This is a genomic window from Raineyella sp. LH-20, from assembly GCF_033110965.1.
Classification (GTDB): Bacteria; Actinomycetota; Actinomycetes; order Propionibacteriales; family Propionibacteriaceae; genus Raineyella.
Genome location: NZ_CP137003.1, coordinates 1,335,774 through 1,359,220, shown reverse-complemented (window position 1 = coordinate 1,359,220; position 23,447 = coordinate 1,335,774). Strand labels below are relative to the sequence as shown.

Genomic DNA, 23,447 nt, shown 5'->3' with positions numbered 1-23,447 from the left:
CCCAGGCCGCACGCTCGGCGACGAGCGACCTTCGGCCACAGACCGCTGGCCCATCGGCTGGTCGAGTGACCCCGGTCCGTGGCCGATGGTCCGGAGCGGCGCGGCCGCTCTGCCGATGTGCCGACCCGGCCGGATCCGCTGGAGTGGAGCCATGATCGAGTTCAGCCACCTCACCGTCCACTACCCCGGCGTGGATGCGCTCACCGATGTCTCGTTCAGCGTCGCACCGGGCTCGGTGACCGGCGTCCTCGGGCCGAACGGCGCCGGGAAGTCCACCGCCCTGCGGATCCTGCTCGGGCTCGGGCACGCCGACTCCGGGCATGCCCACGTCGCCGGGCGCCGCTACGCCGAGCTGCCCGCCCCTGGGCGGGTCGTCGGTGGCCTGGTGGATGCCGACGCGTTCCATCCGGGGCGTACGGGGCGCGAGTCGCTGCGGCTGGCCTGCTGGACCATCGGCCTGCCCGCCAGCCGCGCCGAGGAGGTGCTCGCCGAGGTCGGCCTCACCCCGGCCGCCGGGCGGCGGGTCGGCGGCTACTCGCTGGGGATGCGGCAGCGGCTCGGCATCGCGCAGGCGCTGCTCGGCGATCCGGTGGCCCTGGTGCTCGACGAGCCCGCCAACGGCCTCGACCCGCAGGGGCAGCGCTGGCTCGCCGACCTGCTGCGCGCCCGCGCCGAGCGCGGCTGTGCCGTCCTGCTGTCCAGCCACGCCCTGAGCGAGGTCGAACGGGTCGCGGACCGTCTCGTCATCATCGGCGCCGGCCGGGTGCTCGCCGACGACCGGCTGGACGTCCTCCGCACCCGGCACGCCTCGGTCGAGGACCTCTACTTCGACCTCACCGCCTAACCATCCGCCACGGACGGAGCCCTGTGATGACCACACGTCCCCTCGATCCCCTCGACCGTCCCGGTCGCCTCGATCCCCTCAGCAGCCCCGATGCCCTCGACGCCCGGCTCGGATCGGCCGTCCCCGGCGCGGCCCGCAGCTGGCTGGTCGAACTGCGCAAGCTCGTCGACACCCGCTCCGGGATCGCCCTGGTGGTCACCGCGGCCGCGCTCGCCGGTGTCTTCGGCGGCGGCACGGTGCTCTACCGCGACCCGGTCACCTTCACCGATGTCGTCACCATGAGCGGCGTGCCCGGCGGCACCCTCGCGGCCGTGGCGGCCGTCCTGCTGGTGACCGGCGAGCGGGCCCATCGGACCGCCCTGACCACGTACGCCCTCACGCCGCGCCGTGGCCGGGTGATCGCCGCCAAGGCCGCGGCCGCGGCCGCCGTCGCCCTGGTCGTCACGGTGGCGGCGCTGGTCGCCGCGCTGGTCATCGCCCCGGTGGGGGCGACGCTCACCGGCCACCAGGTGGTGTGGACCGTCGACTGGCGCACGCTCGCGGCGTTCACCGTCGCGAACATCGCGCTGGCGCTGAGCGGCTGGGCCCTGGCATACCTGTGCGGCAACGCTCCCGCACCGATCGTGATCCTCCTGGTGTGGCCGATGCTCGCCAGCCTCATCGCGCAGGCCGGCCCGACCGCCGCGGAGGTGCTCAGCTGGCTGGATCCGGCGGCCGCCGCCCGGCTGGCCCAGGACACCACCGGGACCGACCTCGGCCGGATCGCCGTGAGCCTCCTGGTCTGGGTCGTCGCGCCGGCCGCCGTCGGCGTCGCTCGCGAGATACGGGCGGAGATCCGATGAGGACCGTACGATCCCGGGCCTGGCGGCGTACGGTCGGCATCCTCCTCGCCGTGGTGGTCGTCGCGGCCGCTGGCGTCGGTCGGCGGGCCTGGACGACCCGGGCCCAGGGAGAACCGCAGGCGGTCGAGTTCACCGCGGCCGCCCTCGGGCCGCAGCTGACCGGCGCGACCGTGCTGGCGCTCGGCGAGGCCACCCACGGCAACGCCGAGTTCCAGACGCTGCGGACGGAGCTGGCCCGCAAACTGCCGCAGTTCCGCACCATCGTGCTGGAGGAGGACGTCGGTTCGGTGGCGATGGTCGACCGGTTCGTGCAGGGCGGGCCGGGCACCGCCCGCGAGGCCGCCCTGCGCTTCGGCTTCCGACTGAACAAGACCCGACAGGTCGCGGACTTCCTGCAAGTCCTCCGCGATCGGAACGCGACGCTGCCCGCGGGGGAGCGCACCCACCTGGTCGGGATGGACGTGCAGCGCGTGGACGCCAACAAGCGGCTCGCCCTCGGCCGGCTGGCAGCGTACGATCCGGCCGCTGCGGCACGCCTGTCCGACACCCTGGCGGGACTGACCGACGAGCACCGTACGGCCGCCGACTACCGCGCGATCGCGCCGGCGTTGGACGAGCTGGCGGCCGCGGTCGAGGCCACCGGGGCCACCGATCCCACCGGCCGGATCGCCCTGGACGCCGCACAAGCACTGCAACAGGGCCGCGACCTGCAGCAGCACGGCGCCGACTACATGGCGACCCGGGCGCAGGTGATGTACGCCAACCTCGACCGCGCGGTCGCGCGCGACAGTACGGGCGCCGCGGGCGCCGCGGACACCGGGGCCCACGTCCTGCTGTTCGCCCACGACGGCCACGTCGACAAGGCCAGTGCCGCCTATCGTCACGACGACCTCGGCACGCTCGCCGCGCGGCGGTGGGGCGACGGCTATCGGGTGATCGGCACCGATTTCATCCGGACCCGGTTCCTCGCCGACGGCGGTGCGGGGCGACGCGAGTTCGTCATCGACCACCCCACTCCGCTGCGCGGCATGTTCGCGGGGACACGGCAGGGCTACCTGGAGGTGGGCACCGCCAGCCCCGCCAACGCCGCCCTGCTGCGCCGGAGCGTGCCGATGGGCAGTGCCGGCGACAGCTTCGCGGCCTGGCAGGCCTGGGTGCCGCCGCTGGTGACGGTGCCGACCGTTCCGGCCGATGCGTACGACGCGCTGGTCCTGGTGGCCGACGCCACGCCGGTCACACCGTCGTGATCGTGGCGGACTGGTCAGGGGGTGACGTTGTCGGTGCAGGAAGAGTTGAGGCCGAGGAGACCGGTGTCGACTTTCGAGTACCTGGACTCGGACGTCCATGTCCCATCCATCGTCCTCGCCTCGATGTAGAACGTGCTCCCGGTGAGCGCATCCCACAACGCTCCCAGGACTGACTCGAGGAGACCACGACTGAACTTGGCACGGTAAGCGTTGCCGTTTGGGGTGACTGCGGGAGTGACCGTAGCCAGACTCGTGGTGCTCTTCCCGGTGCGCCACGTGATGTCGTCCTTGGTGTATCCGGCGGGAGGAGCGAAATCGACCCAGGCGTCCGTGAACACCAATGTGATCAATACAGTGTCAACGCCGCAGGGATGGGACACCGTGGGAGGCGGCACCGTCTTCGCGGTGAAGCTCCCCTCGCCGTACTCGCTGCCGGCCCAGGAGGCTTCCGTCTGGCCGGCCGATGCGCCGAGCCCGGCCGGCAGCACCATCAACAGCGCACACAGGACGGCCATGATCCGGGCCCGGGTCGAGCGGCGTACGCGTCGAGTCCCGCTCGTCCGGCGTACTGCTCGAGTCCCGTACGTCGGGCGAACTGCTCCCTCGCCCGACCGGCGAGCTGCCCGGCTCCCGCCCGACCGGCGTGCGCGTCGACTCACGACCGGACCCCGGTCCTGTCGGCGTCACCGAGGTGGCGTCGGTTCGGTCGCCTCGCCCACAGGGTCAGCGTGAGACCAGCGGCGAGCGCCGCGACGGCCAGCAGCAGCGGCCAGCGGGCGCTCGGACCACCGGTGCCGGCGAGACCACCCGGCCCGACCGCCAGCGAGTCGCCGTGGCCGGAGGCGTGCACCAGCGCCGACACGCCGGCGCCGGGGCTGGGTCGAGCCGTGGCCGGCATCGTGACGGCCAGCAACACCCACCGTTCCTCGCCGGACGGCATCGTGAGCAACGCGTGTTCGGCCCCGTCGATCGGCAGCGGGTCGAGAGCGGGCAACGGCCAGGACCGGCCGGCGCACACCCCGTCGACCCATGCGACCGAACAGGCCGTCGCGGCGGCGGTCAGCCCCATGCTGGCGTTGCCGGTGGCCGACAGGCCGATGTCGACAGTGCCCGGGTCGGGCGCGTCGACGGAGATTCCCACCTGCCAGTGGACGGTCTCCCCGGGGCCCATCGTGGCCATCCGGGGATCAGGGACCGAGACCAGGGTGAGGTATCTGCCGCGTACGGTCTGCGGCTGCGCCGCCGCAGCCGGGAGGGTGACCGCGAGCGCGGCCAGGCCACCGACCACCAGTGCCAGAGCGATCAGCACCGTCACCACCAGGCCGGCGCGGCGGGGGCGGCGGTGGCCGCGGGGACCGGGCGCGGAGTCGACCGCAGACCGGCCGGCACGTCGCGGACCGCTGCGCGGGGACTCGACCGCATGCCGAGGGGGGACGTGCCCGGGCGGCGACCAGGGCCCCGGGATCGCCCGCTCGCCGCGAACCGGGCCCTTGCCCAGGATCGCCCCCTCGTCCGAGGTCGACGCCTCACCCAAGCCCGCGCCCTCCCGTCGGATCAACCCCTCGCCCGAGTCACCCGACGCCCGCCCACCGCCCGCCGGGGGCTCCTTGTCCCCGGACCCGCCGTCGCGCGGCCAGAACGCCCAGGTGACCAGCAGGGACGCCCCGATAGTGATCGCGCCGAGCACATAGGGATTCGACATCCGGACGATCACCCGCGCCAGCCCGGGCACCGAGGCGAGAGTGATGCGTACGGTCGAGACGGTGTACGGGGCCGCATCCTCCGCTTCGTTCGCGTCGCCCTTCAGGGTGAGGACCCGCTGGTCGGGGGCCGGGCCCGGCCTCACCGAGGTGACCCGGTGGGTCACCGGCAACTGTCCGGCACGGTCGACGGTGACGACGTCGCCGACCTTCACCGCCGAGGCAGGGATCTTGCGGACGACCGCGACCGAACCGGCCGGAATGGTCGGGCTCATCGATCCGGTCTTGAACATGATCAGCGTGACGTCGAAGACCAACGCCAGCACGACCAGCACCAGACACAGGGCACCGAGGATCGATAGGACGGTCAGCACCACCTCTTCGGTGGCGCGCGCGATGCGTCGTACGGCGCCCATGTCACCTCCTCTCAGCTGGACGAGGTCGCCAGGAAGCCCCAGGTGAGCGTGCCGCTGGTCCCTTGGTAAGTGTTGGGGGCCCCCGTGGTGACGCGGACGTCGAAGCAGTAGCGCAGGGTGTTGGCGGCGCCGGCCGACAGGGCGGTGTTCGGCGGAGTGGTGGGCATCGTGCCCCCAGCGAGGTACGTGCTCGCGCCACCCGCGACCCAGGTCGGCGAGCCGGAGAAGGCGGCGGCGTTGCAGGTGGCGGTCGAGCCGATGAGCACCGTGCGGTATTCGAGAACAGCGGCGAGGGTGCCCGTCTTGCTGGCCGAGTCGAGCGCGACTGCCCCGCCCACCGTGCTCGCCGCGGTGGTCCGGACGTCCAAGTACGCGTAGTGCGACACGGTCGGCGACATCGTGGCGGCGGCGAAATCGAGCGTGGCGGGTGAGCCCTGGGTGGTGCTCACCCAGATCGCTCCGCTGTTGGACCTGGACTCGGTGGCGAACGTGCTCGCCGCGAACTGGCCGGCGGCGTACTCGCTGTCGTTCCAGGCGGCGAGGGTGAGCGTCGCCCCGATCCCGAACACCAGCCCGCCGGCCAGTACGGCGCGCAGACGTCTCCACAGCCCTGCGCGCCGCGACCATCCCGCCGACTCACGGCTCATCCGTCAGCCCTCCATCGCCCGCCGTCCTCCCGGACGGTCCTCACGTGCCCGTGGCGCTGCTGCGCCGGTCACCGATCAGCTGACGCTGGTGGCCTTGAACTCCCAGACGGTCGAGGCGGGGCCGCCCTGCACGAGACTGCCCTCGGGGCCGGCGGTGACCTTGACGCAGAGCTGCACGGCGGTGCCCGCGGTCCCGGTGGTGGCGCCCTTGGTGAGGTGGATGGTGGGCGGGATGGCCGGACGAGCGCTCAGCGTGGCGCCGGACCACACGGCTGTCGCCGTGCTGACCGTGGCGGCGTCGCAGGTGTCGCCGGCGGCGAGCTGGTAGATGTCGTACGAAAGATGGTCCGCATTGGTGCCGGTCGTCGGATCCGGCGTCGTCGTCGCGAGCCCCAGCGTCGCATCGCTCGTGGTGGCGCTGTCGAGGCGCACCCAGAAGGCCTTGTAGAGCACGTCGTCGGGCGTGATGTTCCCGCTGTATGTCGTCGAGTCGAACACGAGCGCGGCAGCGGCGGACGTGCTGTGCTGGGCGTAGGTCGTGCCGTCGGTGCTGCCCTCCAGATTGAACGTGCCCGCCGTGAAGTCGCCCTGCGCGAATTCCGAGTCGTTCCAGGCGGCCAGGGTGACGGCCGCTCCGACACCGAGCACGACTCCACCGGCGAGGAGAGCGCGAATCTTGTGGCTGCGGGTCCAGCGGGTCGAGGTGTTGTCGGACATCGTGTGCCCCTCTCAGAAGTGGTCGTGCAATCCCTGTCGGGACAGCCTGTCCACCACCTGTCCCCCACCTGTGTGGGCCGCCCCGCAAACAGGCTAGCCCACAGGTTTCACACAGCGGCACACATGTGACGAGTATCACACCTAGTCCGACACATCTGCGCCTCACGCGAGCAGATCGTCAGCCACCCGGCCGATCAAGCCCTTCCCGTTGGCGACGTCCAGGATCGACCCGGACGTGGTGATCCCGTACTTCCGGGAGGCCAGCAGGACGTACGCCCCGGCGTAGTCCACCGCCTCGGGACAGCGGCGCAGCGCGGACTTCCGCGCCACCATGCCGGCCATGTCGAAGCCGCTCACCGAGGTGTCGGCCAGACCCATCGACGCCGGCCCGCGCAGATCGCTGACCATCCCGGCCGGCGCCACACCGTTGACCCGTACGTCGGGGGCCAGTTCGTACGCCAGCTGCTTCACCAGACCCGCGCCGGCGTGCTTGCTGGAGATGTAGAGCGCCCCGCCGCCCCCGGGATAGAGCGCGGCATTGGACAGGGTGACGATCAGCGAGCCGTTGCTGGCCCGCAGCGCGTCCAGGGCCGCCTTCGCGGCCAGCAGCGGACCCTTGACGTTGAGCCGGTAGAGCTCGTCGAAGCCGCGCTCCAGGTCCTCCGGCGACATCTCGTCGAGCGTACGGCCGAAGTCCCACAGCCCGGCGTTGGCGATGAAGGTGTCCAGCCGGCCCCACCGGGAGACCGCCAGGTCGACGGCCTGCCGGTTCGCGGCGTACGTCCCCGCATCGCCTGCCAGCACGGCGACCCGGTCGGGGTCGCACTCGGCCTCCAGCGCCCGGCACTTGTCGGGGGAATACTCCAGCACGACGACCCGGGCGCCTTCCTCCAGCAAGGTGTCGACCAGTGCCCGGCCGAGCCCCGAGCCGCCGCCGGTGAGCACCGCGACCTGTCCGTCCAACCAACCCATCCTGAGTCCTCCTCCGCCGCGGCCCGCTCAGCGGGTCCGGGCCGCCATCACACCGAAACCGGCGATGTACTCCGGGATCGGCTCGTAGTAGTCGTACGTCGTCTCGTACGGTCCGGCGGCGGCCAGCGCGCTGAACGCGGCCACCCAGGCACGGACCTCGTGCGAGGAGTGACCGGCGTCGGCGGTCATCGCCTCGGCCTCGTACGCATCGAAACGGCTCGGCTCCCCGGACGCGCAGTCGGCCATGAAGGCCCGGTCCCAGACCGGATTGAGGTCGCGGATCGACGCCTCGCCGCGGGCGAACGCCGCAGCCCCCTCGATCACCCGACGCTGGCGCGCCGCGCGGGCCTCCGCCGTGGGGTGGCGGCCGTCGATCAGCCCTTCCTGGACCGGCGCCGAGGCGGTGTCCCACTGCGGCACCGGCGGGTCGTGCGACAGGCCGCCGGAGGCGATCACCAGCACCCGCTCGTCGAGGGTGGACAGGTAGTCGCCGATCGCCTGACCCATCGCCCGGATCCGCCGCATCGGGACGAACGGCCCGGCGACACCGTTGACGAAGACCGGCACGACCGGCCGGGCGGTCAGCCCGCCGAAGAGGGTCTCCAGCGGCTGGACGGCACCGTGGTCGACCTCCATCCGTCGGGACAGCGCCATGTCGATGTCGGCCTGCTGGACGTGCTGCACGACGGCCAGTGCGTGCGCCTCGTCGACCGACAGCGGGCCGGCCGCGGTGTCGTAGTCACCGATGCCGGCGGCGGACAGACCGACACAGAACGGTGGCATCAGGTCGTAGAAGAAGCCGTTGTAGTGGTCCGGGGCGAAGACGACGACCAGGGTCGGATCGTACGCCCGGGCGACCTCGCGGATCCGGTCGAACGCCGCGTCGACCCGGGCACGAACCTCGGGGGCGGGCGGTAGTTCCGCGGTGTGCAGCAGCGGACTGTGGGACATCGCGATCAGGGCGAGCGACATGAGGGGTCCTTCGAGAAACGTCGGAGTGCTCACTCGCTCCCCTCGCGGCCGGGCGCCCTCCGGCCGTGAACGGTGATCCGAGGCTAGGTGGCCGGGCCGGACAGGTCAACCCCGGCGGGTCGGCCGAGCACCAGCGTCTCGATGCCGGCGGCCCGCTCCCGGAAGAACTCCGGCACCGGCTCACCGACCTCCTCGCAGGCCAGCGTGACCATCCGAGCCATCACCGCGGTGGCCACCGCCGTGATGAACGCCTCGTCGCGCGGCGTGCCGGCCACCCGGGAGAGGATGCAGCCCTCGACGGTGGCCAGGGAGAAGTCAGCCATCCGTACCGGCAGTTCCGGCACCTCCGCCAGCACCCGCGGGGGCACCAGGTCGAGCCAGGCGCTGGTCAACGCACGCTGGGTGATCTCGCGCAGCGTACGGATCTCCTCGGCGGTCTTCGACTGCTGCATGTCCGCGTCGAGCATCAGTTGGACGTTGAACCGCCACAGCCCGTGACGGGCCGGATTGTCCACGATGGAGTCGAGCACGACCTTCACCGGATTGGCGGCGTCGCCGGGGCCGAGGTGGTCCACCATCGGGCGGGACTCGGCGTACGCATAGCGCACCAGCGCGGCGAACAGCGCGTCCTTGTCCTCGAAGTGCCAGTAGAAGGATCCCGGGTGGACGCCGGCCTCCTTCTGGATCATCGCCAACGTGGTGCCCTTGTAGCCGCGTTCGGCGGAGATCCGGCGCGCGGCGTCGAGGATCCGCTGCCGGGTGGAGCGGGGATCGCCGGGGGTCCTGGCCACTCGTGTCCTTCCTGGTGGAACGGTCTCTGTCGATCGTACGCCAGGGCCCCCTAACGTGATGCCCACCACAGACTTGAGTGCTCACTCAAGAGCGGGTCACACCAGACCTGCTCCACGTCACACCGCTCAGTTCAGAACCGCACCTCGCAGGCTCCGGAGGCGGACGCCCTCGGCCGTTCGTCGGCCGACCGTCACCAGAGCCGACACCGCCGGTCCGTTGACAAGGGAGTTTCCATGACCGACACCGCGTCATCCATTGACATCGCCTCACTCATCGACATCGAGAACGGCCGGCTCTCCGGCAAGATCTTCACCGACGAGGAGATCTACGAGCAGGAGCTGGAGAAGGTCTGGAAGCGCGCCTGGGTGATGCTCGCCCACGACTCGATGATCCCCAGGAAGGGCGACTTCCTGCAGACCTACATCGGCGAGGACCCGGTGATGGTCGTCCGCCAGAAGGACGGCGGCGTCAAGGCGTTCCTCAACCAGTGCCGGCACCGCGGGATGCGCATCTGCCGGGTCGACAAGGGCACCGCCAAGGCCTTCACCTGCACCTTCCACGGCTGGGCGTACGACCTGGCGGGCGACCTGATCCAGGTCCCGCGCCAGGACACCGCCTACCCGGAGACCTTCGAGCGCGGCCGGTTCGGCGCCGTGAAGGTCCCGCGGGTGCAGTACTACAAGGGCTTCTGGTTCGGCACCTGGGACGAGGACGCCCCCGACTTCGAGGAGTACCTCGGGTCGGCCAAGTACTACCTCGACGGCTACATCGACCGCTGGGACGGCGGCATGGAGCAGGTGGCCTTCCACCGCTGGGTGCTGCCGAACAACTGGAAGTTCATGGCCGAGCAGCCCACCTCGGACATGCAGCACTCCGAGATCACCCACGTCTCCGCCGCCACCGTGCTGAACAAGGGCTCGGACGCCGCCGACCGCACCAAGCGCGGCACCAACCCGACCGGCCGGCAGTTCTTCTCCGATTACGGCCACGGCGGCGCCTGGTACGGCGAGAAGGGCGCCGAGGTGCCGAACACCGGCCAGGCGATGCAGCGCTACGAAGCCCAGCCGGAGATCGCCGAGATGATCGCCCGCCGCCTCGGCGACGACCGCGAGATCCGCGGCCATCTGAACATCTGGCCGACCTTCATGGTGCTGGGCAACTACACCATCCGGGTCACCCACCCGCGCGGCCCGCACGAGATGGAGGTCTGGGCCTGGACCTTCGTCCCGAAGGACGCCCCGGAGGACATCAAGGACTCGATCCGCCGCGACGTGCTGCGTACGTTCACCCCCGCCGGCATGTTCGAGGCCGACGACGCCCTGAACTGGGAAGAGATGCAGCACGTGCTGAAGGGCCGGGTGGCTCGCGACACCGGCTACCTCTACCAGATGGTCGGCGCGCCGATCCAGTGGGACGAGGGCTGCTACCCCGGTGGCTCCTCGGCGCACGTCTTCTCCGACAACGCCGCGATCAACATGTACGCGACCTACCTCGACATGATGACCTCCGACTCCTGGGAAGAACTCATGGAGAAGCGCGCCCAGCACCGGATGGGCCTGGCGCCCGTCTCCGCTGCCGGCGACCGGGCCGAGGCCTGAGCGCCCGTACGATCCCGCCGCCGTACGAGCCGACCCCCGTACGACCCACCACCAGACCCGACGCACGACGAGGTGTGACCCATGACCGTGACCACTGACACCCAGACCACCGATATCCAGACCGCCGATATCCAGACCGCCGGCACCGAGATCCCGTTCGGCGACCCCGGCGCCGCCGCCCGCCCGGTCACCGCGACGACCGACCGGCTGACCGCCCTGCTCGCCGACATCGACCCGGCCGTCGAGCGCGCCCTCACCCGCTTCCTCTATGAGGAGGTGCAGGTGCTGGACGATTGGGACTGGGGTGCCTGGCTCGACTTCTTCGCCGACGACGCCATGTACTGGGCGCCCACCCAGGAGGACCGGCTGTCCCGCGAGCGCAGCCAGCGCATCAACGACTTCCGGACCTCGGCCTACTTCGAAGAGACCACGGTCCAGTTGAAGCAGCGGGTCGACCGCCTGCTGACCAACCAGGCCTGGGGCGAGGAGCCGCCGTCGCGGTCCCGCCACATCATCGCCAACATCCGGGTGACCAAGGGCCTCGCCGACGACGAGTACGTGGTGAAGTCCAACTTCTACGACTACCGCTCCAACGGCCAGCGCTCCCAGGACTCGATCACCGGTGAGCGGATCGACCGGATCGTCCGCGATCCCTCGTCGCCGTGGGGCTACCTGATCCGCGAGCGCCGGGTCCTCTTCGACATGTCGACGATCCTCAACAAGAACCTCAGCCTGTTCTACTGAGCCGTTCCATAGGGCGGCCCTATGGAACCGCAACGAGACACCGTTCCCCGCTCGCCTTGTCCACCGCAGGACCGGGGAAGGCTGTCCACCGCAGGACCGCGGAACCCTGCCCACCAGATGACCGGGAGAGGAGAGACATGAAGATCACGACCCTGGAGAAGGTCGGCGTGGTGGTCCGCGACCTGGACCGCGCCATGCACCAGCACGCCACCGTCCTCGACACCACCGTGTGGACGCTCAACGACCACCCTGCCGACCGGCTGTCGGCGATGGTGTCGTACGGCCGACGCAGTGCGGGCACCTACCGCACCGCGTACGGCCGGGCGCAGGGCGTCGTCCCGTTCGAGCTGGTCCAACCGACCGGCGGCGAGACACCGTTCAACGAGTTCCTCCTCTCCCGGGGCGAGGGCATCGGCTACCTCACCGTCCGCGCCGAGGGCGCCGACGCGGCGGCGATCGCCGCCCACTTCGCCGCCCTGGGCATCCCGGCGGCGCACTCCCACGTCGTCGACGGGGACGTCCGCCGGACGTTCTGGGACACCCGGCGGGCGCTCGGCGGCTACCTGCTGGAGGTGCTGCCAACGGCGTACGTTCCCCTCGGCGAGACCCGGACGCTGGACGGCGCCGCTCTGCGCGGCGGCCGGCCAGCGCTGCCGGTGCAGGGCGTCAGGCACGTGGGGGTGGTGGTGGACGACACCATGGCCGCCCTGGAGCACTACCACCGGATCCTCGGCATCGACCGGTTCGCGGTGAAGACCTGGCAGACCGAGCCCGGCCGGCTTGACAACCCCTTCTACCGCGACATCTCCCCGGTGCAGCACGGCTACTTCACCGCCCAGGGCGCCGCCGGCGACGTCGGCTTCGAGATCATCCAGTGCACGTACGGTCCCTCGCACTACAACCGCGAGTTCACCGACCAGCGCGGCCCGGGGATCCACCACCTGTTCCCCTACCTCACCACCGACGCCGGCGACTGGGCGGCGACGGTCGAATCGATGACCGCGCTCGGCGCGCCGCTGTGCATGGGCTCCGACCTGCGCGGTGGCGCCTCGGAGTACGGCTACTTCGACACCTTCGACCGGCTCGGCGGTTTCCTCATCGAGGGGGTGCACCGGCGTTTCCCGGCGGAGGATAGGTACATGGCCCCCGACTGGGAGGTCGATTTCAGCACCCTCGTCGAGAAGGACTGACATGCTCCGCGTCCTGCACGAATTCCACGACCTCCCCGACCCCGGCCCGTTGCGCGAGGAGACGGCGGTGCTGCGCCGGGCCCCCGGCTGCGCCAGCGCCGAGCTGTACGCCAGCCTGGACGGCAGCGCCTTCCACGTGCTCACCATGCTGTGGGAGACCGAGGAGGCGTACGACGCGTTCTGGCGCCGGGCCCTGGCCGGGGACTACCCGGTGCTCACCGATCTGGTCACCGGGGCGTACGCCGACACGTCGGTGACCACGGAGTTCTACCGGCGGGAGATCTTCGCACTCCGCAACGGGGTGTGGGAGCCGGAGCGGCTCGGTGAGTCGCACCGGGCGATCCGCTGGCCGGCCGTCGGCGCGGTACGGGTGGTGATCCAGCACGCGGTGCAGGCGACGCCGGCGATGTACGAGCGGATCGGCGCCGAGGTCGCCGAGACCCGCCGCGAGGAGGGCTGCCTGGTCTACCACTGGTGCGAGGACGTCGACCTGCCCGGGCACCTGCTGCTCGTCGAACTGTGGGCCGACCAGGTCATCTACGACCGGCACTGGGCCCTGCGCGGGGCCACCGCCGCGTTCCGCGGCGACACCCTGCGGATCCCCGCCCGGCCGCAACGCGGACCGGAGACCCGCGAGTTCTACCGCCGGCAGAGATTCCGGCACCTTTACGAGCGCTGGCTCCCGGCCGACTCGTACGCTTACGCCACCACCGTGTCCTGGCCTGCCGGCTGAGCGGCCCGACACACCGAGGAAGGACCCACCATGAGCACGCAGATCGAGCCGATCAAGGTCGCCGACGTCGGGGACATCGAGGACGAGGAGGCCCTCGTCGTCGACGGGGCGGCCAACGGCACCGGCCGCGACATCGCCGTCTTCTTCTCCGACGGCCAGTACTACGCCCTCGACGACACCTGCACCCATGAGGAGGCCTCGCTGGCCGACGGCTGGATCGAGGGCGAGGAGGTCGAGTGCCCGATCCACTCGGCCCGGTTCTCGCTGTGCACCGGCGCCGCGCTGTGCCTGCCGGCGAGCATCCCGGCCCGGACCCACAAGGTGGAGCTCCGCGGTGACGAGATCTGGCTGCACCCGGGAGTCCCCGTCGAGGGGGCCGTCACCGAGGTCACCGCCTGATGTCCGGCACCGTCGCGCCCGGTGCGGGCGGCAACGTCGTGATCGTCGGCGGCGGGCTGGCCGGCTTCACCACCGCCCAGGACCTGCGCAAGCACGGCTTCGACGGCCGGGTCACCATCATCGACCCGGAGGGCATCCCGTACGACCGGCCGCCGCTGAGCAAGGAGTACCTCGACGGCTCGCTGCCGGCCGCGAAGCTGTCCTTCGTCCCCGACGACTGGTACCGCGACAACGCGGTGGAGCTGATCACCGACCGGGTGGTTGCCCTGAACCCGGACGAGGGGCTGCTCGAGCTGGGCGGCGGGAGGACGGTCAGCGCCGCCACCACCGTGCTGGCGCTCGGCGGCCGGCCCCGTACGTTGCCGATCCCCGGCGGTGACCTGCCGGGCCTGCTGACGCTGCGGACGAAGGACGACGCGGACCGACTGCGGGACCTGCTGGTGCCCGGGCTGCGGCTGGCGATCATCGGCGCCGGCCTGATCGGCGCCGAGGTGGCCGCCACCGCCGTCAAGGACGGCGCCACCGTCACCCTGATCGACCCGGTGCCGGTGCCGCTGGTCCCGCTGGTCGGCGCCGAACTGGCGGTCCGCCTGCACGCGATGCACGCCGCGCACGGTGTCGACGTACGGTGCGCGATGACCACCGGCATCTCGCTGGCCGGCGAGGAGTACACCGTCACCCTCAACGACGGCAGTAGCGTCGCCGCCGACGCGGTGCTGGTGGCGGTCGGGATCGTCCCGGAGACCCACCTGGCGGAGGCCGCCGGGCTGGCCACCGACCAGGGCATCATCGTCGACCCGACCCAGCGCACCACCCATCCTGGGGTCTACGCCGCCGGCGACGTGGCCCGGATCCGGCTGGCCGACGGCACGCTGATCCGCCGCCACGAGCACTGGGAGTCGGCGATGAACGCCGGCCGCACCGTCGCCGCGGCGATCGCCGGGGTGCCGCTGCCGGCACACGGCGCCTCGTGGATGTGGTCCGATCGCTACGGTGTCCACGTCGAGTCCGTCGGCGACCTGGTCAACGGCACCCCGATCGTCCGGTCGGTGGACGGGGCGCCGGTGGCCGCCTTCCGGATGGAGGCCGACGGCCGGATGATCGGCGCCGCCACCATCGACGGCGGTACGGCTGTCCGGGCCGCCCGCCGGATCATCGACCGGGGCCTGGTCATCGATCCGCTCAAGCTCGCCGATCCGTCGATCGAGCTCAAGAAGCTCGCCCGCTGAGGCCCCCGTGGCCCGCATGCAGAAAGGACTGCCATGGAGTTGACGTACGAGAACACCAGCCGGTTCGTGGACACCCCCTCGGGGCGGATCCACATCAACGAGGCCGGCCCGGCCGGCGGGGAGCCGCTGGTCCTGTTGCACGGCTCCGGGCCGGGCGCCACCGGCTGGACGAACTTCTCCAACAACATCCCGGTCTTCGCCGAGAAGTACCACGTCGTCGCGGCGGACATGCCCGGCTGGGGCGAGTCCGACCCGGTCACCTGGCAGCAGCGCAACCATCCGCAGGCCGTCGCCGACCTGCTGGACGCGCTGGGCATCGAGCAGGCCACCCTGATCGGCAACTCGATGGGCGGCGGCACCACCATCCGGTTCGGCTACGAACACCCGGAGCGGGTGCGGCGGCTGATCACCATGGGCTCGTCCTCCGGGTCGACCACGCTGTTCGGCCCGGCCGGCCTCACCGAGGGGCTGAAGATCCTCCAGCGGGGCTACCGCGAGCCGTCCTTCGCGGTGATGAAGGAACTCGTCGACGTGATGACGTACGACTCGACCTTCGCCACCGACGCGCTGATCCAGGGCCGCGCCGACATGGTCGCCGCCCACCCGGAGCACAACAAGAACTTCCTCGACGCCGTCGGCAAGCGCGCGGTGGTCGAGCTGGACCAGGCGAAGGTGCGGACGATCCAGGCGCCGACGCTGCTGTTCCACGGTCGCGACGATCGGGTGGTGCACTTCGAGCACAGCCTGCGGCTCACCTCGCTGATCCCGGACAGCCGGCTGGTGCTGATCAACCGCTGCGGCCACTGGCTGCAGATCGAGCACGCCGCCGAGTTCAACCGCCTCGTCGACGAGTTCATCACGAACAACTGAGCCGCGGATCGCGGATCATGACCGACAGCGCCCGGCGAGGGCCATCGCCTGCACGATGGCTCCGCCGGGCGCTGGGCCGGTCACCCTCCGTACCAGCGCCGCCGGAGGCGTCGCTGCCGCCGATCCGCGTCGCCGCGGTCGGTGACCTGGCCGAGGGCCATGCCCTGGTCGTCGACGGCATGGTCAACGGGACCGGCCGCGACATCGCGGTGTTCCGCAGCGGCGGGCGTTTCTATGCCCTGGACGACATCTGCACCCACCAGTACGCCTCGCTGGCCGACGGCTGGATCGAGGACGGCTGGGTGCAGTGCCCGGTGCACGCCGCCCGGTTCTCGCTGGCCACCGGGGAGGCGCTGCGCCCGCCCGCGACGGTGCCGGAACGGACCCATCGGGTGGAACTGCGCGGCGACGGGATCTGGCTCTGGCCCGGGACACCGGCCGCCGCCGGCAGCGGCAGCCCGACCGTCGACCGGGACTGATGACCGGCGCCGGACCGACCACCCGGTTGACCGGCCGGGCATGCTGAACCCGTGACCGAGACCCCCTCCCCCGGCGCCCGGCGCGCGCTGGATGCCATTGACCGCACCGGCGTGACGTACGCGGTCCGTACGCACCTGCCGAGCACCAGCCTGGAGGAGCACGCCGCCGCGATCGGGGTGCCGCCGTCGGACCTCACCAAGACCCTGGTCGTCCGGCGCCGCGGGGGCGACTACTTCTTCCTGCTCGTCCCGGGCGGCCGGAAGGTGTCCTGGAAACGGGTGCGGGCCGCCCTCGGGGTGAACCGGCTGACCATGCCCGACCCGGAGGAGGCCCGGGAGGCCAGCGGCTACGAGCGGGGCACCATCACCCCGTTCGGTGCCACCCATCCTTGGCCGGTCTATGCGGACCGTACGCTCGTCGATCCGCCGGGCCGCCAGGTGTCGATCGGCGGCGGTGACCACGCGACGGCGCTGGTGCTGGCGGCCGACGACCTGGTCCGGGTGCTGGCGGCGACGGTGCTGGACGTCACCGAACCGGAGTGACGCCGGCGGCCGCAGCCCCTGCACCCCAGCCCGCTCCGCAGCCGCTCTCCCTGCTGTCGGAGGGCCCGTGGGGGCGGCCGTGTTAGCGTGGCGCAGAGCAACGCACTCGGGCTCCGAGGAAGCCGGTGGGAATCCGGCACGGTCGCGCCACTGTGAGTCAAGTCAGGAACTCGGCCCGAGAGCGCACACCCAGCATCGGGACGCGTCATCCCGGAAGGACACACCGTGCACATCGCCGAGGGGTTCCTCCCCGCCTCACACTGCATCGCCTGGGCCGTCGCCTCGGCGCCGTTCGTCGTCCACGGCGTCCGGTCGACCGTCCGTCAGGTCCGCGAACACCCGGAGAACCGCGTGCTGCTCGCCGCCGCGGGCGCCTTCACCTTCATCCTGTCGGCGCTGAAGATGCCGTCGGTGACCGGTTCCTCCTCCCACCCGACCGGCACCGGCGTCGGCGCCGTCCTCTTCAGACCACCCGTGATGGCGTTCCTCGGGGCGGTGGTGCTGCTCTTCCAGGCGCTGCTGCTGGCCCACGGCGGCATCACCACGCTCGGCGCCAACATCTTCTCGATGGCGATCGTCGGCCCGTGGGTCGGCTACGGGGCGTACGTCGCGCTGCGGACGCTGCGGACGCCGCTGGAGGTGCAGGTGTTCTTCGCGATGACCCTGGCCGACCTGGCGACGTACGTCGTCACGTCGGTGCAGCTCGCGCTGGCGTACGCCACCCCGACGTTCGGCGCCGCGGTGGGCAAGTTCCTCACCATCTTCGCGGTGACCCAGATCCCGCTGGCCATCATCGAGGGGCTGGTGGGTGTCGTGCTGTTCCGGGTGCTGCGGTCCATCGCCCGGCCCGAGCTGGTCGGTCTCGGCGTGCTGCCCGCCGAGCGTACGGTCGCGCCGGTGCCGGGGGCCGCTCATGTCTGAGCCCCGCCACCCCGATCGCCCCCATGCTGATCTCTCCCACCCCGAGGCGCATCGGCCGGCCCAGCGCGGCTGGGTGACCTGGGCGCTGGCCGGGCTGGTCGTGGTGTTGCTCGCCGTGACCTTCGCCATCGCGCGCACCCACTCCCCCGACGCCCAGTTCGGCGGGGCGGACAGCAACGCCGTCGCCGCCCTGGAGGAACAGGGCGTCACGCCGTGGTTCCACCCGGTCCTCGTCCTCAACAGCCCCGAGCTGGAGTCCGGGCTCTTCGCCGCCCAGGCCGCGCTCGGCGGTGCCGTGCTGGGCTGGGCCGTCGGCCGGCTCCAGTCGCGCCGCGAGATCCGCCGGCTCCGGGAGAGCCGGCGCGCGGACGTCGACGATGCTGCCGACGACACCGTGCACCGGGACGGTCCCGGGGACGGGGTCTGATGGCGTTCTCGATCGACGGCGCCGCCTGGGGCAGCCCTTGGCGGGACGTCGCCGTGGCGGACAAGGCGCTGTTGATGCTCGGCACCCTCTTCGTCGGACTGTCGCTGCCTGCCTGGCCGGTCGGACCGGTGATCGCGGTCGGCCTCAGCGTCGCCGCGCTGACCCTGGCCAAGGTCCCCTGGGGGACCTGGCTCGGAGCGCTGCTGTTGCCGCTCACCTTCGTCGTCACCGGCGTGGTGTCCATCGCGCTGCAGGTCGGCGGTGTCGCGGACGCGTCGACCGTGTGGTGGAGTGCCGGCCCGTTCGCCGTCACCGCGGAGTCGGTGGCGCGGGCCGGCACGGTGCTGGGCCGCAGCATCGCGGGCACCTGCGCGGTGATCCTGTTCGCCGTGTCCACCCCGATGGTCGATCTGGTGGACGCCGGGCGACGGATGCGGATCCCCGGGCCCGCCCTGGACGTCGCCGCACTCACCTACCGCCTGCTGTTCGTGCTGTGGGAGTCGGCGGTCACCATCCGGTCGGCCCAGGCGGCCCGGCTGGGCTACGTCGGATTCCGCCGCTCGGTGCGCTCCTTCGGCTCGCTCGCCGCCGGCGTCCTGGTCCGGGCCTGGGAGCGCTCCCGACGGCTGGAACAGGGCCTGGCCGGCCGCGGCTACACCGACGACCTGCGAACACTGCACCACGTACGCCCCCATTCCCCGGCCTTCCTGGCCCTCACCACCACCTGGCTGCTGGCCCTGGTCGCCGTCGGGACGCACGGATTCGGACTACTGCCATGAGCCTCACTGCGCGCCACCTCGCCGCCGGCTACCCCTCCCGCGGCCGCGTCCTGCACGGCGTGGACGTCGAGATCCGCCCGGGCCACCGGACCGCCCTGCTCGGCGCCAACGGCTGCGGCAAGACGACGCTGCTCGGCTGCCTGGCCGGCGGGATCGTCCCCGACGAGGGTGAGGTGGTCGTCGACGGCGCGCCGCTGGCACACCACCGGCGGGGCCTGATCGCCCACCGCCGCCGGGTGCAGCTGGTGCTCCAGGACCCCGACGACCAGCTGTTCAGCGCCGACGTCACCCAGGACGTGTCCTTCGGCCCGCTCAACCTCGGCCTGTCCGAGGACGCGGCGCGAGCCCGGGTGGAGGAGGCGCTGGCACTGCTCGGGGTCACGCATCTGGCGGCCCGAGCCACCCACCAGCTGTCGTACGGCGAGAAGAAGCGGGTCGCGGTGGCCGGTGCGGTGGCCATGCGTCCCGACTACCTGCTGCTCGACGAACCGACCGCGGGCCTCGACCCGGACGCGGTGGAGGACATGCTCACCGCCATCACCCGCCTCGAGGCGTCCGGCACCACAGTGATCATGGCCACCCACGACGTGGACCTGGCGCTCGCCTGGGCCACCACGGCGATCATCGTCACCGGCGGCCGGACCACCCAAGGCCCGGTCGACGAACTGCTCGGCGACGCACAGTTGGTCGCCGAGGCCCATCTGCGGATCCCGTGGCCGCTGCAGCTGGCCGCCCGACTCGGCTGGTCGGAACGCCCCCGCGGGGTGGCCGAGGTGATCGACCGGCTGCTGGCGGAGGCCTGAGGGGCAGGCCCGGACTCAGTCCGACATCACGCCGGCACTCGGCAGCGCGGGACGGCAGGTGATCATCGCCTGGTCCAGCCGCAGCACCTGGCGCCGGGCGCCGGCCTCGGCCCGGGCCCGGAGCGCCTCGGCCTGGTCCAACGTCAGTTCCGCGGGCGCCTCCAGCACCGCCTCCAGCCGGTAGGCGTGCCCCACCGCGCGCAGCCGCAGCTCCCGTACGTCCCGGACGCCGGGCACCCCGGCCAGTTCGGCGCGGACCCGCTCCACCAGCGCCGGGTCGACCCCATCCATCAGGCGTACGCCGATCTCGCCGGCCGTACGCCACAGGATGGCGAGGATCATCACCGAGATGACCAGCCCGATGATCGGGTCGGCCAGCGGGAAGCCGAGCCAAGCACCGGCCGCGCCGACCACCACAGCCAACGAGGTGAACCCGTCGGTGCGGGCGTGCAGGCCGTCCGCCACCAGGGCCGCCGAACCGATCCGACGCCCGACCCGCAGGCGGTAACGGGCGACCAGTTCGTTGCCGAGGAAGCCGACCGCACCGGCGACCGCGATCCACGCCAGGTGCTCGAGTGGGCGGGGCGTGATCAGCCGGTCGACCGCCTGCCATGCCGCGACCACCGCGGACGCGGCGATCATCGCGATGATGAACAGCCCGGCGAGGTCCTCGGCCCGCCCCAGGCCGTACGTGAACCGTCGGGTCGGGGCGCGGCGGGACAGCACGAAGGCGATCCACAGCGGGACCGCGGTCAGCGCATCGGAGAAGTTGTGGATGGTGTCGGCGAGCAGCGCGACCGATCCGCTGATCGCCACGATCAGGCACTGCACCACGGCGGTGAGGAGCATCAGCACGAGGCTCGTCCGGACCGCACGGATGCCCTCGCCACTGGCGGTCAGGGCGTCATCGACCCGTTCGGCCGCATCGTGGCTGTGCGGCACGAAGGTCTCGTACAGGGCTCCGCGCCAACCACCGTGTGGATGGTGATGGTCGTGGTCGTGATCGTGATCGTGGCCATCGTCGTGGGGGTGGTCGTGGGGGTGGTCGTGGGGGTGGTCGTGGGGGTGATGATCATGCGGAAAGGTGTGACCGTTCCCGATCGCCTCGCGCTCGACGTCCGGCGCGGTCATCGCCGCACCTCCGCGCGGTCCGCGACGACGTCGGCCGACGGTGTGGACCCGGCGCTCCGGGTGACCGCTGCCGTCCCGAGCCCCGCTGTCTGCGCCCGGTGGTGGGCCGGCACGTCGGACGCGGCGTGTTCGGCCTGTTCCAGGGCGGCCCGCACCAGGAGCTCGACGTGCTCGTTGGCCAGCCGGTAGTGGACGTACGTCCCCTCCTGACGGCCGACGACGATGCGGGCCAACCGCAGCTTCGCGAGATGCTGCGACACTGCGGCCGGAGACTTGTGGACGCGCTTGGAGAGCTCGCCCACGGACATCTCGTCGTGGCTGACCAGTGCCACCACGATCCGCACCCTGGTGACGTCGGCGAGCATGCTGAAGATCTCGGCCGCCAGCACGACGTTCGGATTGTCCGGATCCATACAACTATCTGCATGCATATGCAGATAGTAGGACGATCTCGCGGCACACTCCATCCGGCCTGCCTCGTCCCGGACGGCGCGGCCGGCTGATCAGCGGATATGCCGGGTGCGGTAGAGGTGCGATTCCGGGAAGTCTTCGGCGTCCAGCGCCCAGCCGACGATGATGATCGCCGCCTGCCGCAGGCCGTGCGTCTCGACGGCGTCGGCGAAATCCGCGAGGGTCCCGCGGATGATCAGCTCGTCGGGCTGTTCGGCGCGGGAGACGACCACCACCGGGCAGTCCGCCCCGTACTCCGGGATCAGCGTCTCCTGCAACTCACGGACGAATCGGATCGCCAGGTGCAGCACGAGGGTGGCATGGGTCTTCGCCAGCTCGCGGAGCGATTCCTCGGGTGGCATCTTCGTCGAATCACGCTGGGCACGGGTCAGGATGACCGTCTGGGCGACCTCTGGCACGGACAGTTCCTTGCCGACCAGCGCCGCCGCCGCGGCGTACGCCGGGACACCGGGGGTGACATCCCAGTCGACGCCCTCGGCGTCGAGGCGGCGGGTCTGTTCGGCGATCGCAGAGTAGATCGACGGGTCGCCGGAGCACAGCCGCGCGACATCACGGCCCTGCTCGGTGGCCCGCTTCATGATGGCGACCTGCTCGTCGAGGTTGACCACGGCGGTGTCGACCAACTCGACACCGTCCGGGCAGTGGGCCAGCATCTCCTCGGTGACGTACGTCCCGGCGTAGAGGCAGACCGGGCTGGCACCCATCAGGGCAGCGCCGCGGAACGTGAGCAGATCGGCGGCGCCGGGGCCGGCGCCGATGAAGTGGACGGTCACGCATTCTCCTGGTTCTTGGTGGCGGCCCATTGCACCACGGGGCGGGCCGGCTTCCAGCCGGTGAACCGCCCGATGGGCTGGGTCACCTCGATCGACAGCCGGGTGAGCTCGCCACCGTGGCGCTGCCAAGCATCGATGACGACCCGCTCGGTCTCCAGAGTGACGGTGTGCACCACCAGTCGGCCGCCAGTGCGCAGAGCGCCCCAGCAGGCCTCGATCGTCTCCTCCGTCGCCCCGCCGCCGATGAACACGGCGTCGGGCGTCGGCAGCTCGGCCACCCCGGTGAGCGCATCGGCCTGCACCACCTGCAGCTCGGGGACACCCAGCCGGGCCGCGTTGCGCCGGATCCTGGCGGCCCGCTCCGGGTCGCGTTCGACGGCGATCGTACGGTTGCGGCGGTCGAGCCGGGACCACTCGATGCCGATCGAACCGGCACCGGCGCCGACATCCCACAGCAGTTCGCCGGGGCAGGGCCGCAGGTGGGCCAGTGCCGAGGCCCGGACGTCGCGCTTGGACAACTGTCCGTCGTGCGTGAAGTCCTCGTCGGGCAGGCCGGGTGCCAGCGACAGCCCGACCGGTCGGGCACCCGGGGTCACTGCGACATCCAGGCAGAGCACGTTGAGCGGCGGGACGGTGACGTACGGCCAGTCCTCGGCGACGCCGTCGAACCGCGCCTGATCCGCCGATCCGAGGTCGGACAGCACCGTCATCCGGGTCGCCCCGAAGCCTTCCGACCGCAGCATCTCGGCGAGCGCGGCCGGTGTCCGGGCGCCGCCGGACAGGGCGATCACCCTGTTGCCCGGCGCCAGATGGCGGCGCAGCCGGTCGAGATCGCGCCCGACCAGGCTGACGAAGTCGCAGGTCTCCTCCGGCCAGCGCATCTCGGCGCGGGCCAGCGCGAGCGACGAGGCGGCGGGCCGGATCCGGACCGCCTCCGGACCGAGCAGCCGGACCAGGGTGGAGCCGATGCCGGAGACCATCGGGTCGCCCGAGGCGAGCACGACCACCCGTCGGTCGGCGACCGACGCCAGCAGGCCGGGCAGCGCGGGACGCATCGGCGACGGCCAGGGGATCAGTTCGGCGTCGACCCCGAGGGCGCGTGCCATGGCGAGGTGGCGTTCACCGCCGAGCACCACCTCGGCCTCCGCCAGCAGTTCGCGAGCCGCCTCGTCCGGCCCGTCCGCCCTCACTCCCACGACCTCGATCAC

The 23,447-nt window shown here is 71.7% G+C and carries 27 protein-coding genes and 1 riboswitch; of the genes, 16 read left to right on the top strand and 11 right to left on the bottom strand.

Going from position 1 to position 23,447, the window contains the following annotated elements:
* Positions 1-151: 151 nt before the first annotated feature.
* From R0146_RS05950 to R0146_RS05940, 3 genes are read left to right on the top strand one after another with little or no spacing between them, the layout of a single operon-like run.
* A complete protein-coding gene (locus tag R0146_RS05950; RefSeq protein ID WP_317691943.1) occupies positions 152-844 on the top strand; it encodes an ABC transporter ATP-binding protein in 693 nt (230 codons plus the stop codon).
* A 26-nt stretch (positions 845-870) separates the two neighbouring features.
* On the top strand, positions 871-1,686 hold the full coding sequence (locus R0146_RS05945; RefSeq protein ID WP_317691942.1) for an ABC transporter permease subunit: 816 nt from the start codon (positions 871-873) through the stop codon (positions 1,684-1,686).
* A complete protein-coding gene (locus R0146_RS05940; RefSeq protein WP_317691941.1) occupies positions 1,683-2,933 on the top strand; it encodes an erythromycin esterase family protein in 1,251 nt (416 codons plus the stop codon). Before R0146_RS05945 ends, R0146_RS05940 begins: the two co-directional genes overlap by 4 nt.
* A gap of 14 nt (positions 2,934-2,947) precedes the next feature.
* Here R0146_RS05940 and R0146_RS05935 read toward each other — a convergent pair whose 3' ends face one another.
* From R0146_RS05935 to R0146_RS05905, 7 genes are all read right to left on the bottom strand, one after another.
* Complete coding sequence (locus R0146_RS05935; protein ID WP_317691940.1) at positions 2,948-3,448, bottom strand: hypothetical protein; 501 nt, start codon at positions 3,446-3,448, stop codon at positions 2,948-2,950.
* A gap of 140 nt (positions 3,449-3,588) precedes the next feature.
* Positions 3,589-5,049, bottom strand: coding sequence for a signal peptidase I (locus R0146_RS05930; protein WP_317691939.1), 1,461 nt, complete (start codon positions 5,047-5,049; stop codon positions 3,589-3,591).
* Between the two features lie 11 nt (positions 5,050-5,060).
* Positions 5,061-5,696 (bottom strand): SipW-dependent-type signal peptide-containing protein, encoded by a 636-nt coding sequence (locus R0146_RS05925; RefSeq protein WP_317691938.1) that lies wholly within the window; start codon positions 5,694-5,696, stop codon positions 5,061-5,063.
* 75 nt (positions 5,697-5,771) lie between these two features.
* Entirely contained in the window at positions 5,772-6,413 is a 642-nt protein-coding gene (locus R0146_RS05920) for a SipW-dependent-type signal peptide-containing protein (protein WP_317691937.1), read from the bottom strand.
* A gap of 162 nt (positions 6,414-6,575) precedes the next feature.
* Positions 6,576-7,385, bottom strand: coding sequence for an SDR family NAD(P)-dependent oxidoreductase (locus R0146_RS05915; RefSeq protein WP_317691936.1), 810 nt, complete (start codon positions 7,383-7,385; stop codon positions 6,576-6,578).
* Between the two features lie 27 nt (positions 7,386-7,412).
* Positions 7,413-8,357 carry a 3-carboxyethylcatechol 2,3-dioxygenase gene (locus tag R0146_RS05910; protein ID WP_317691935.1) on the bottom strand — a complete coding sequence of 315 codons (945 nt, stop codon included), beginning with the start codon at positions 8,355-8,357 and terminating at the stop codon, positions 7,413-7,415.
* Positions 8,358-8,440: 83 nt separating this feature from the next.
* A complete protein-coding gene (locus R0146_RS05905) occupies positions 8,441-9,148 on the bottom strand; it encodes a TetR/AcrR family transcriptional regulator (protein ID WP_317691934.1) in 708 nt (235 codons plus the stop codon).
* Between the two features lie 234 nt (positions 9,149-9,382).
* Between R0146_RS05905 and R0146_RS05900 the strand changes: the two genes are divergently transcribed.
* The 13 genes from R0146_RS05900 to R0146_RS05840 all read left to right on the top strand — a co-directional run bounded on the left by R0146_RS05900 (position 9,383) and on the right by R0146_RS05840 (position 19,864).
* Positions 9,383-10,747 (top strand): aromatic ring-hydroxylating oxygenase subunit alpha, encoded by a 1,365-nt coding sequence (locus R0146_RS05900; RefSeq protein WP_317691933.1) that lies wholly within the window; start codon positions 9,383-9,385, stop codon positions 10,745-10,747.
* Positions 10,748-10,828: 81 nt separating this feature from the next.
* A complete protein-coding gene (locus R0146_RS05895) occupies positions 10,829-11,491 on the top strand; it encodes an aromatic-ring-hydroxylating dioxygenase subunit beta (RefSeq protein ID WP_317691932.1) in 663 nt (220 codons plus the stop codon).
* Between the two features lie 137 nt (positions 11,492-11,628).
* Positions 11,629-12,681 (top strand): VOC family protein, encoded by a 1,053-nt coding sequence (locus tag R0146_RS05890; protein WP_317691931.1) that lies wholly within the window; start codon positions 11,629-11,631, stop codon positions 12,679-12,681.
* A 1-nt stretch (position 12,682) separates the two neighbouring features.
* Positions 12,683-13,414: a putative quinol monooxygenase gene (locus R0146_RS05885; protein ID WP_317691930.1), complete on the top strand. Its 732-nt coding sequence runs from the start codon at positions 12,683-12,685 to the stop codon at positions 13,412-13,414.
* A gap of 30 nt (positions 13,415-13,444) precedes the next feature.
* Positions 13,445-13,813: a non-heme iron oxygenase ferredoxin subunit gene (locus tag R0146_RS05880; protein WP_317691929.1), complete on the top strand. Its 369-nt coding sequence runs from the start codon at positions 13,445-13,447 to the stop codon at positions 13,811-13,813.
* Positions 13,813-15,042: an NAD(P)/FAD-dependent oxidoreductase gene (locus tag R0146_RS05875; RefSeq protein WP_317691928.1), complete on the top strand. Its 1,230-nt coding sequence runs from the start codon at positions 13,813-13,815 to the stop codon at positions 15,040-15,042. Before R0146_RS05880 ends, R0146_RS05875 begins: the two co-directional genes overlap by 1 nt.
* Positions 15,043-15,075: 33 nt before the next feature.
* Positions 15,076-15,912, top strand: a complete 837-nt coding sequence (locus R0146_RS05870; RefSeq protein ID WP_317691927.1) for an alpha/beta fold hydrolase — start codon at positions 15,076-15,078, stop codon at positions 15,910-15,912.
* A 17-nt stretch (positions 15,913-15,929) separates the two neighbouring features.
* On the top strand, positions 15,930-16,391 hold the full coding sequence (locus R0146_RS05865; protein ID WP_317691926.1) for a non-heme iron oxygenase ferredoxin subunit: 462 nt from the start codon (positions 15,930-15,932) through the stop codon (positions 16,389-16,391).
* A gap of 51 nt (positions 16,392-16,442) precedes the next feature.
* Positions 16,443-16,934, top strand: a complete 492-nt coding sequence (locus R0146_RS05860) for an aminoacyl-tRNA deacylase (RefSeq protein WP_317691925.1) — start codon at positions 16,443-16,445, stop codon at positions 16,932-16,934.
* Between the two features lie 88 nt (positions 16,935-17,022).
* Positions 17,023-17,155, top strand: a riboswitch (adenosylcobalamin (AdoCbl) riboswitch).
* A gap of 4 nt (positions 17,156-17,159) precedes the next feature.
* On the top strand, positions 17,160-17,855 hold the full coding sequence (locus R0146_RS05855) for an energy-coupling factor ABC transporter permease (protein ID WP_317691924.1): 696 nt from the start codon (positions 17,160-17,162) through the stop codon (positions 17,853-17,855).
* On the top strand, positions 17,848-18,282 hold the full coding sequence (locus R0146_RS05850) for a cobalt ECF transporter S component CbiN (protein WP_317691923.1): 435 nt from the start codon (positions 17,848-17,850) through the stop codon (positions 18,280-18,282). Before R0146_RS05855 ends, R0146_RS05850 begins: the two co-directional genes overlap by 8 nt.
* Positions 18,282-19,061, top strand: coding sequence for a cobalt ECF transporter T component CbiQ (cbiQ, locus tag R0146_RS05845; RefSeq protein ID WP_317691922.1), 780 nt, complete (start codon positions 18,282-18,284; stop codon positions 19,059-19,061). The genes R0146_RS05850 and cbiQ overlap by 1 nt, the downstream gene beginning before the upstream one ends.
* Positions 19,058-19,864: an energy-coupling factor ABC transporter ATP-binding protein gene (locus R0146_RS05840; protein WP_317691921.1), complete on the top strand. Its 807-nt coding sequence runs from the start codon at positions 19,058-19,060 to the stop codon at positions 19,862-19,864. The genes cbiQ and R0146_RS05840 overlap by 4 nt, the downstream gene beginning before the upstream one ends.
* 15 nt (positions 19,865-19,879) lie before the next feature.
* Here R0146_RS05840 and R0146_RS05835 read toward each other — a convergent pair whose 3' ends face one another.
* The 4 genes from R0146_RS05835 to cbiE all read right to left on the bottom strand — a co-directional run bounded on the left by R0146_RS05835 (position 19,880) and on the right by cbiE (position 23,447).
* Positions 19,880-20,995 (bottom strand): cation diffusion facilitator family transporter, encoded by a 1,116-nt coding sequence (locus R0146_RS05835; RefSeq protein ID WP_317691920.1) that lies wholly within the window; start codon positions 20,993-20,995, stop codon positions 19,880-19,882.
* Positions 20,992-21,408 (bottom strand): ArsR/SmtB family transcription factor, encoded by a 417-nt coding sequence (locus R0146_RS05830; protein ID WP_317691919.1) that lies wholly within the window; start codon positions 21,406-21,408, stop codon positions 20,992-20,994. The genes R0146_RS05835 and R0146_RS05830 overlap by 4 nt, the downstream gene beginning before the upstream one ends.
* Before the next feature lie 90 nt (positions 21,409-21,498).
* The gene (cobM, locus tag R0146_RS05825; protein ID WP_317691918.1) at positions 21,499-22,239 is read right to left on the bottom strand and encodes a precorrin-4 C(11)-methyltransferase; all 741 of its coding nucleotides are present in this window, start codon (positions 22,237-22,239) and stop codon (positions 21,499-21,501) included.
* A complete protein-coding gene (gene cbiE, locus R0146_RS05820; protein ID WP_317691917.1) occupies positions 22,236-23,447 on the bottom strand; it encodes a precorrin-6y C5,15-methyltransferase (decarboxylating) subunit CbiE in 1,212 nt (403 codons plus the stop codon). The genes cobM and cbiE overlap by 4 nt, the downstream gene beginning before the upstream one ends.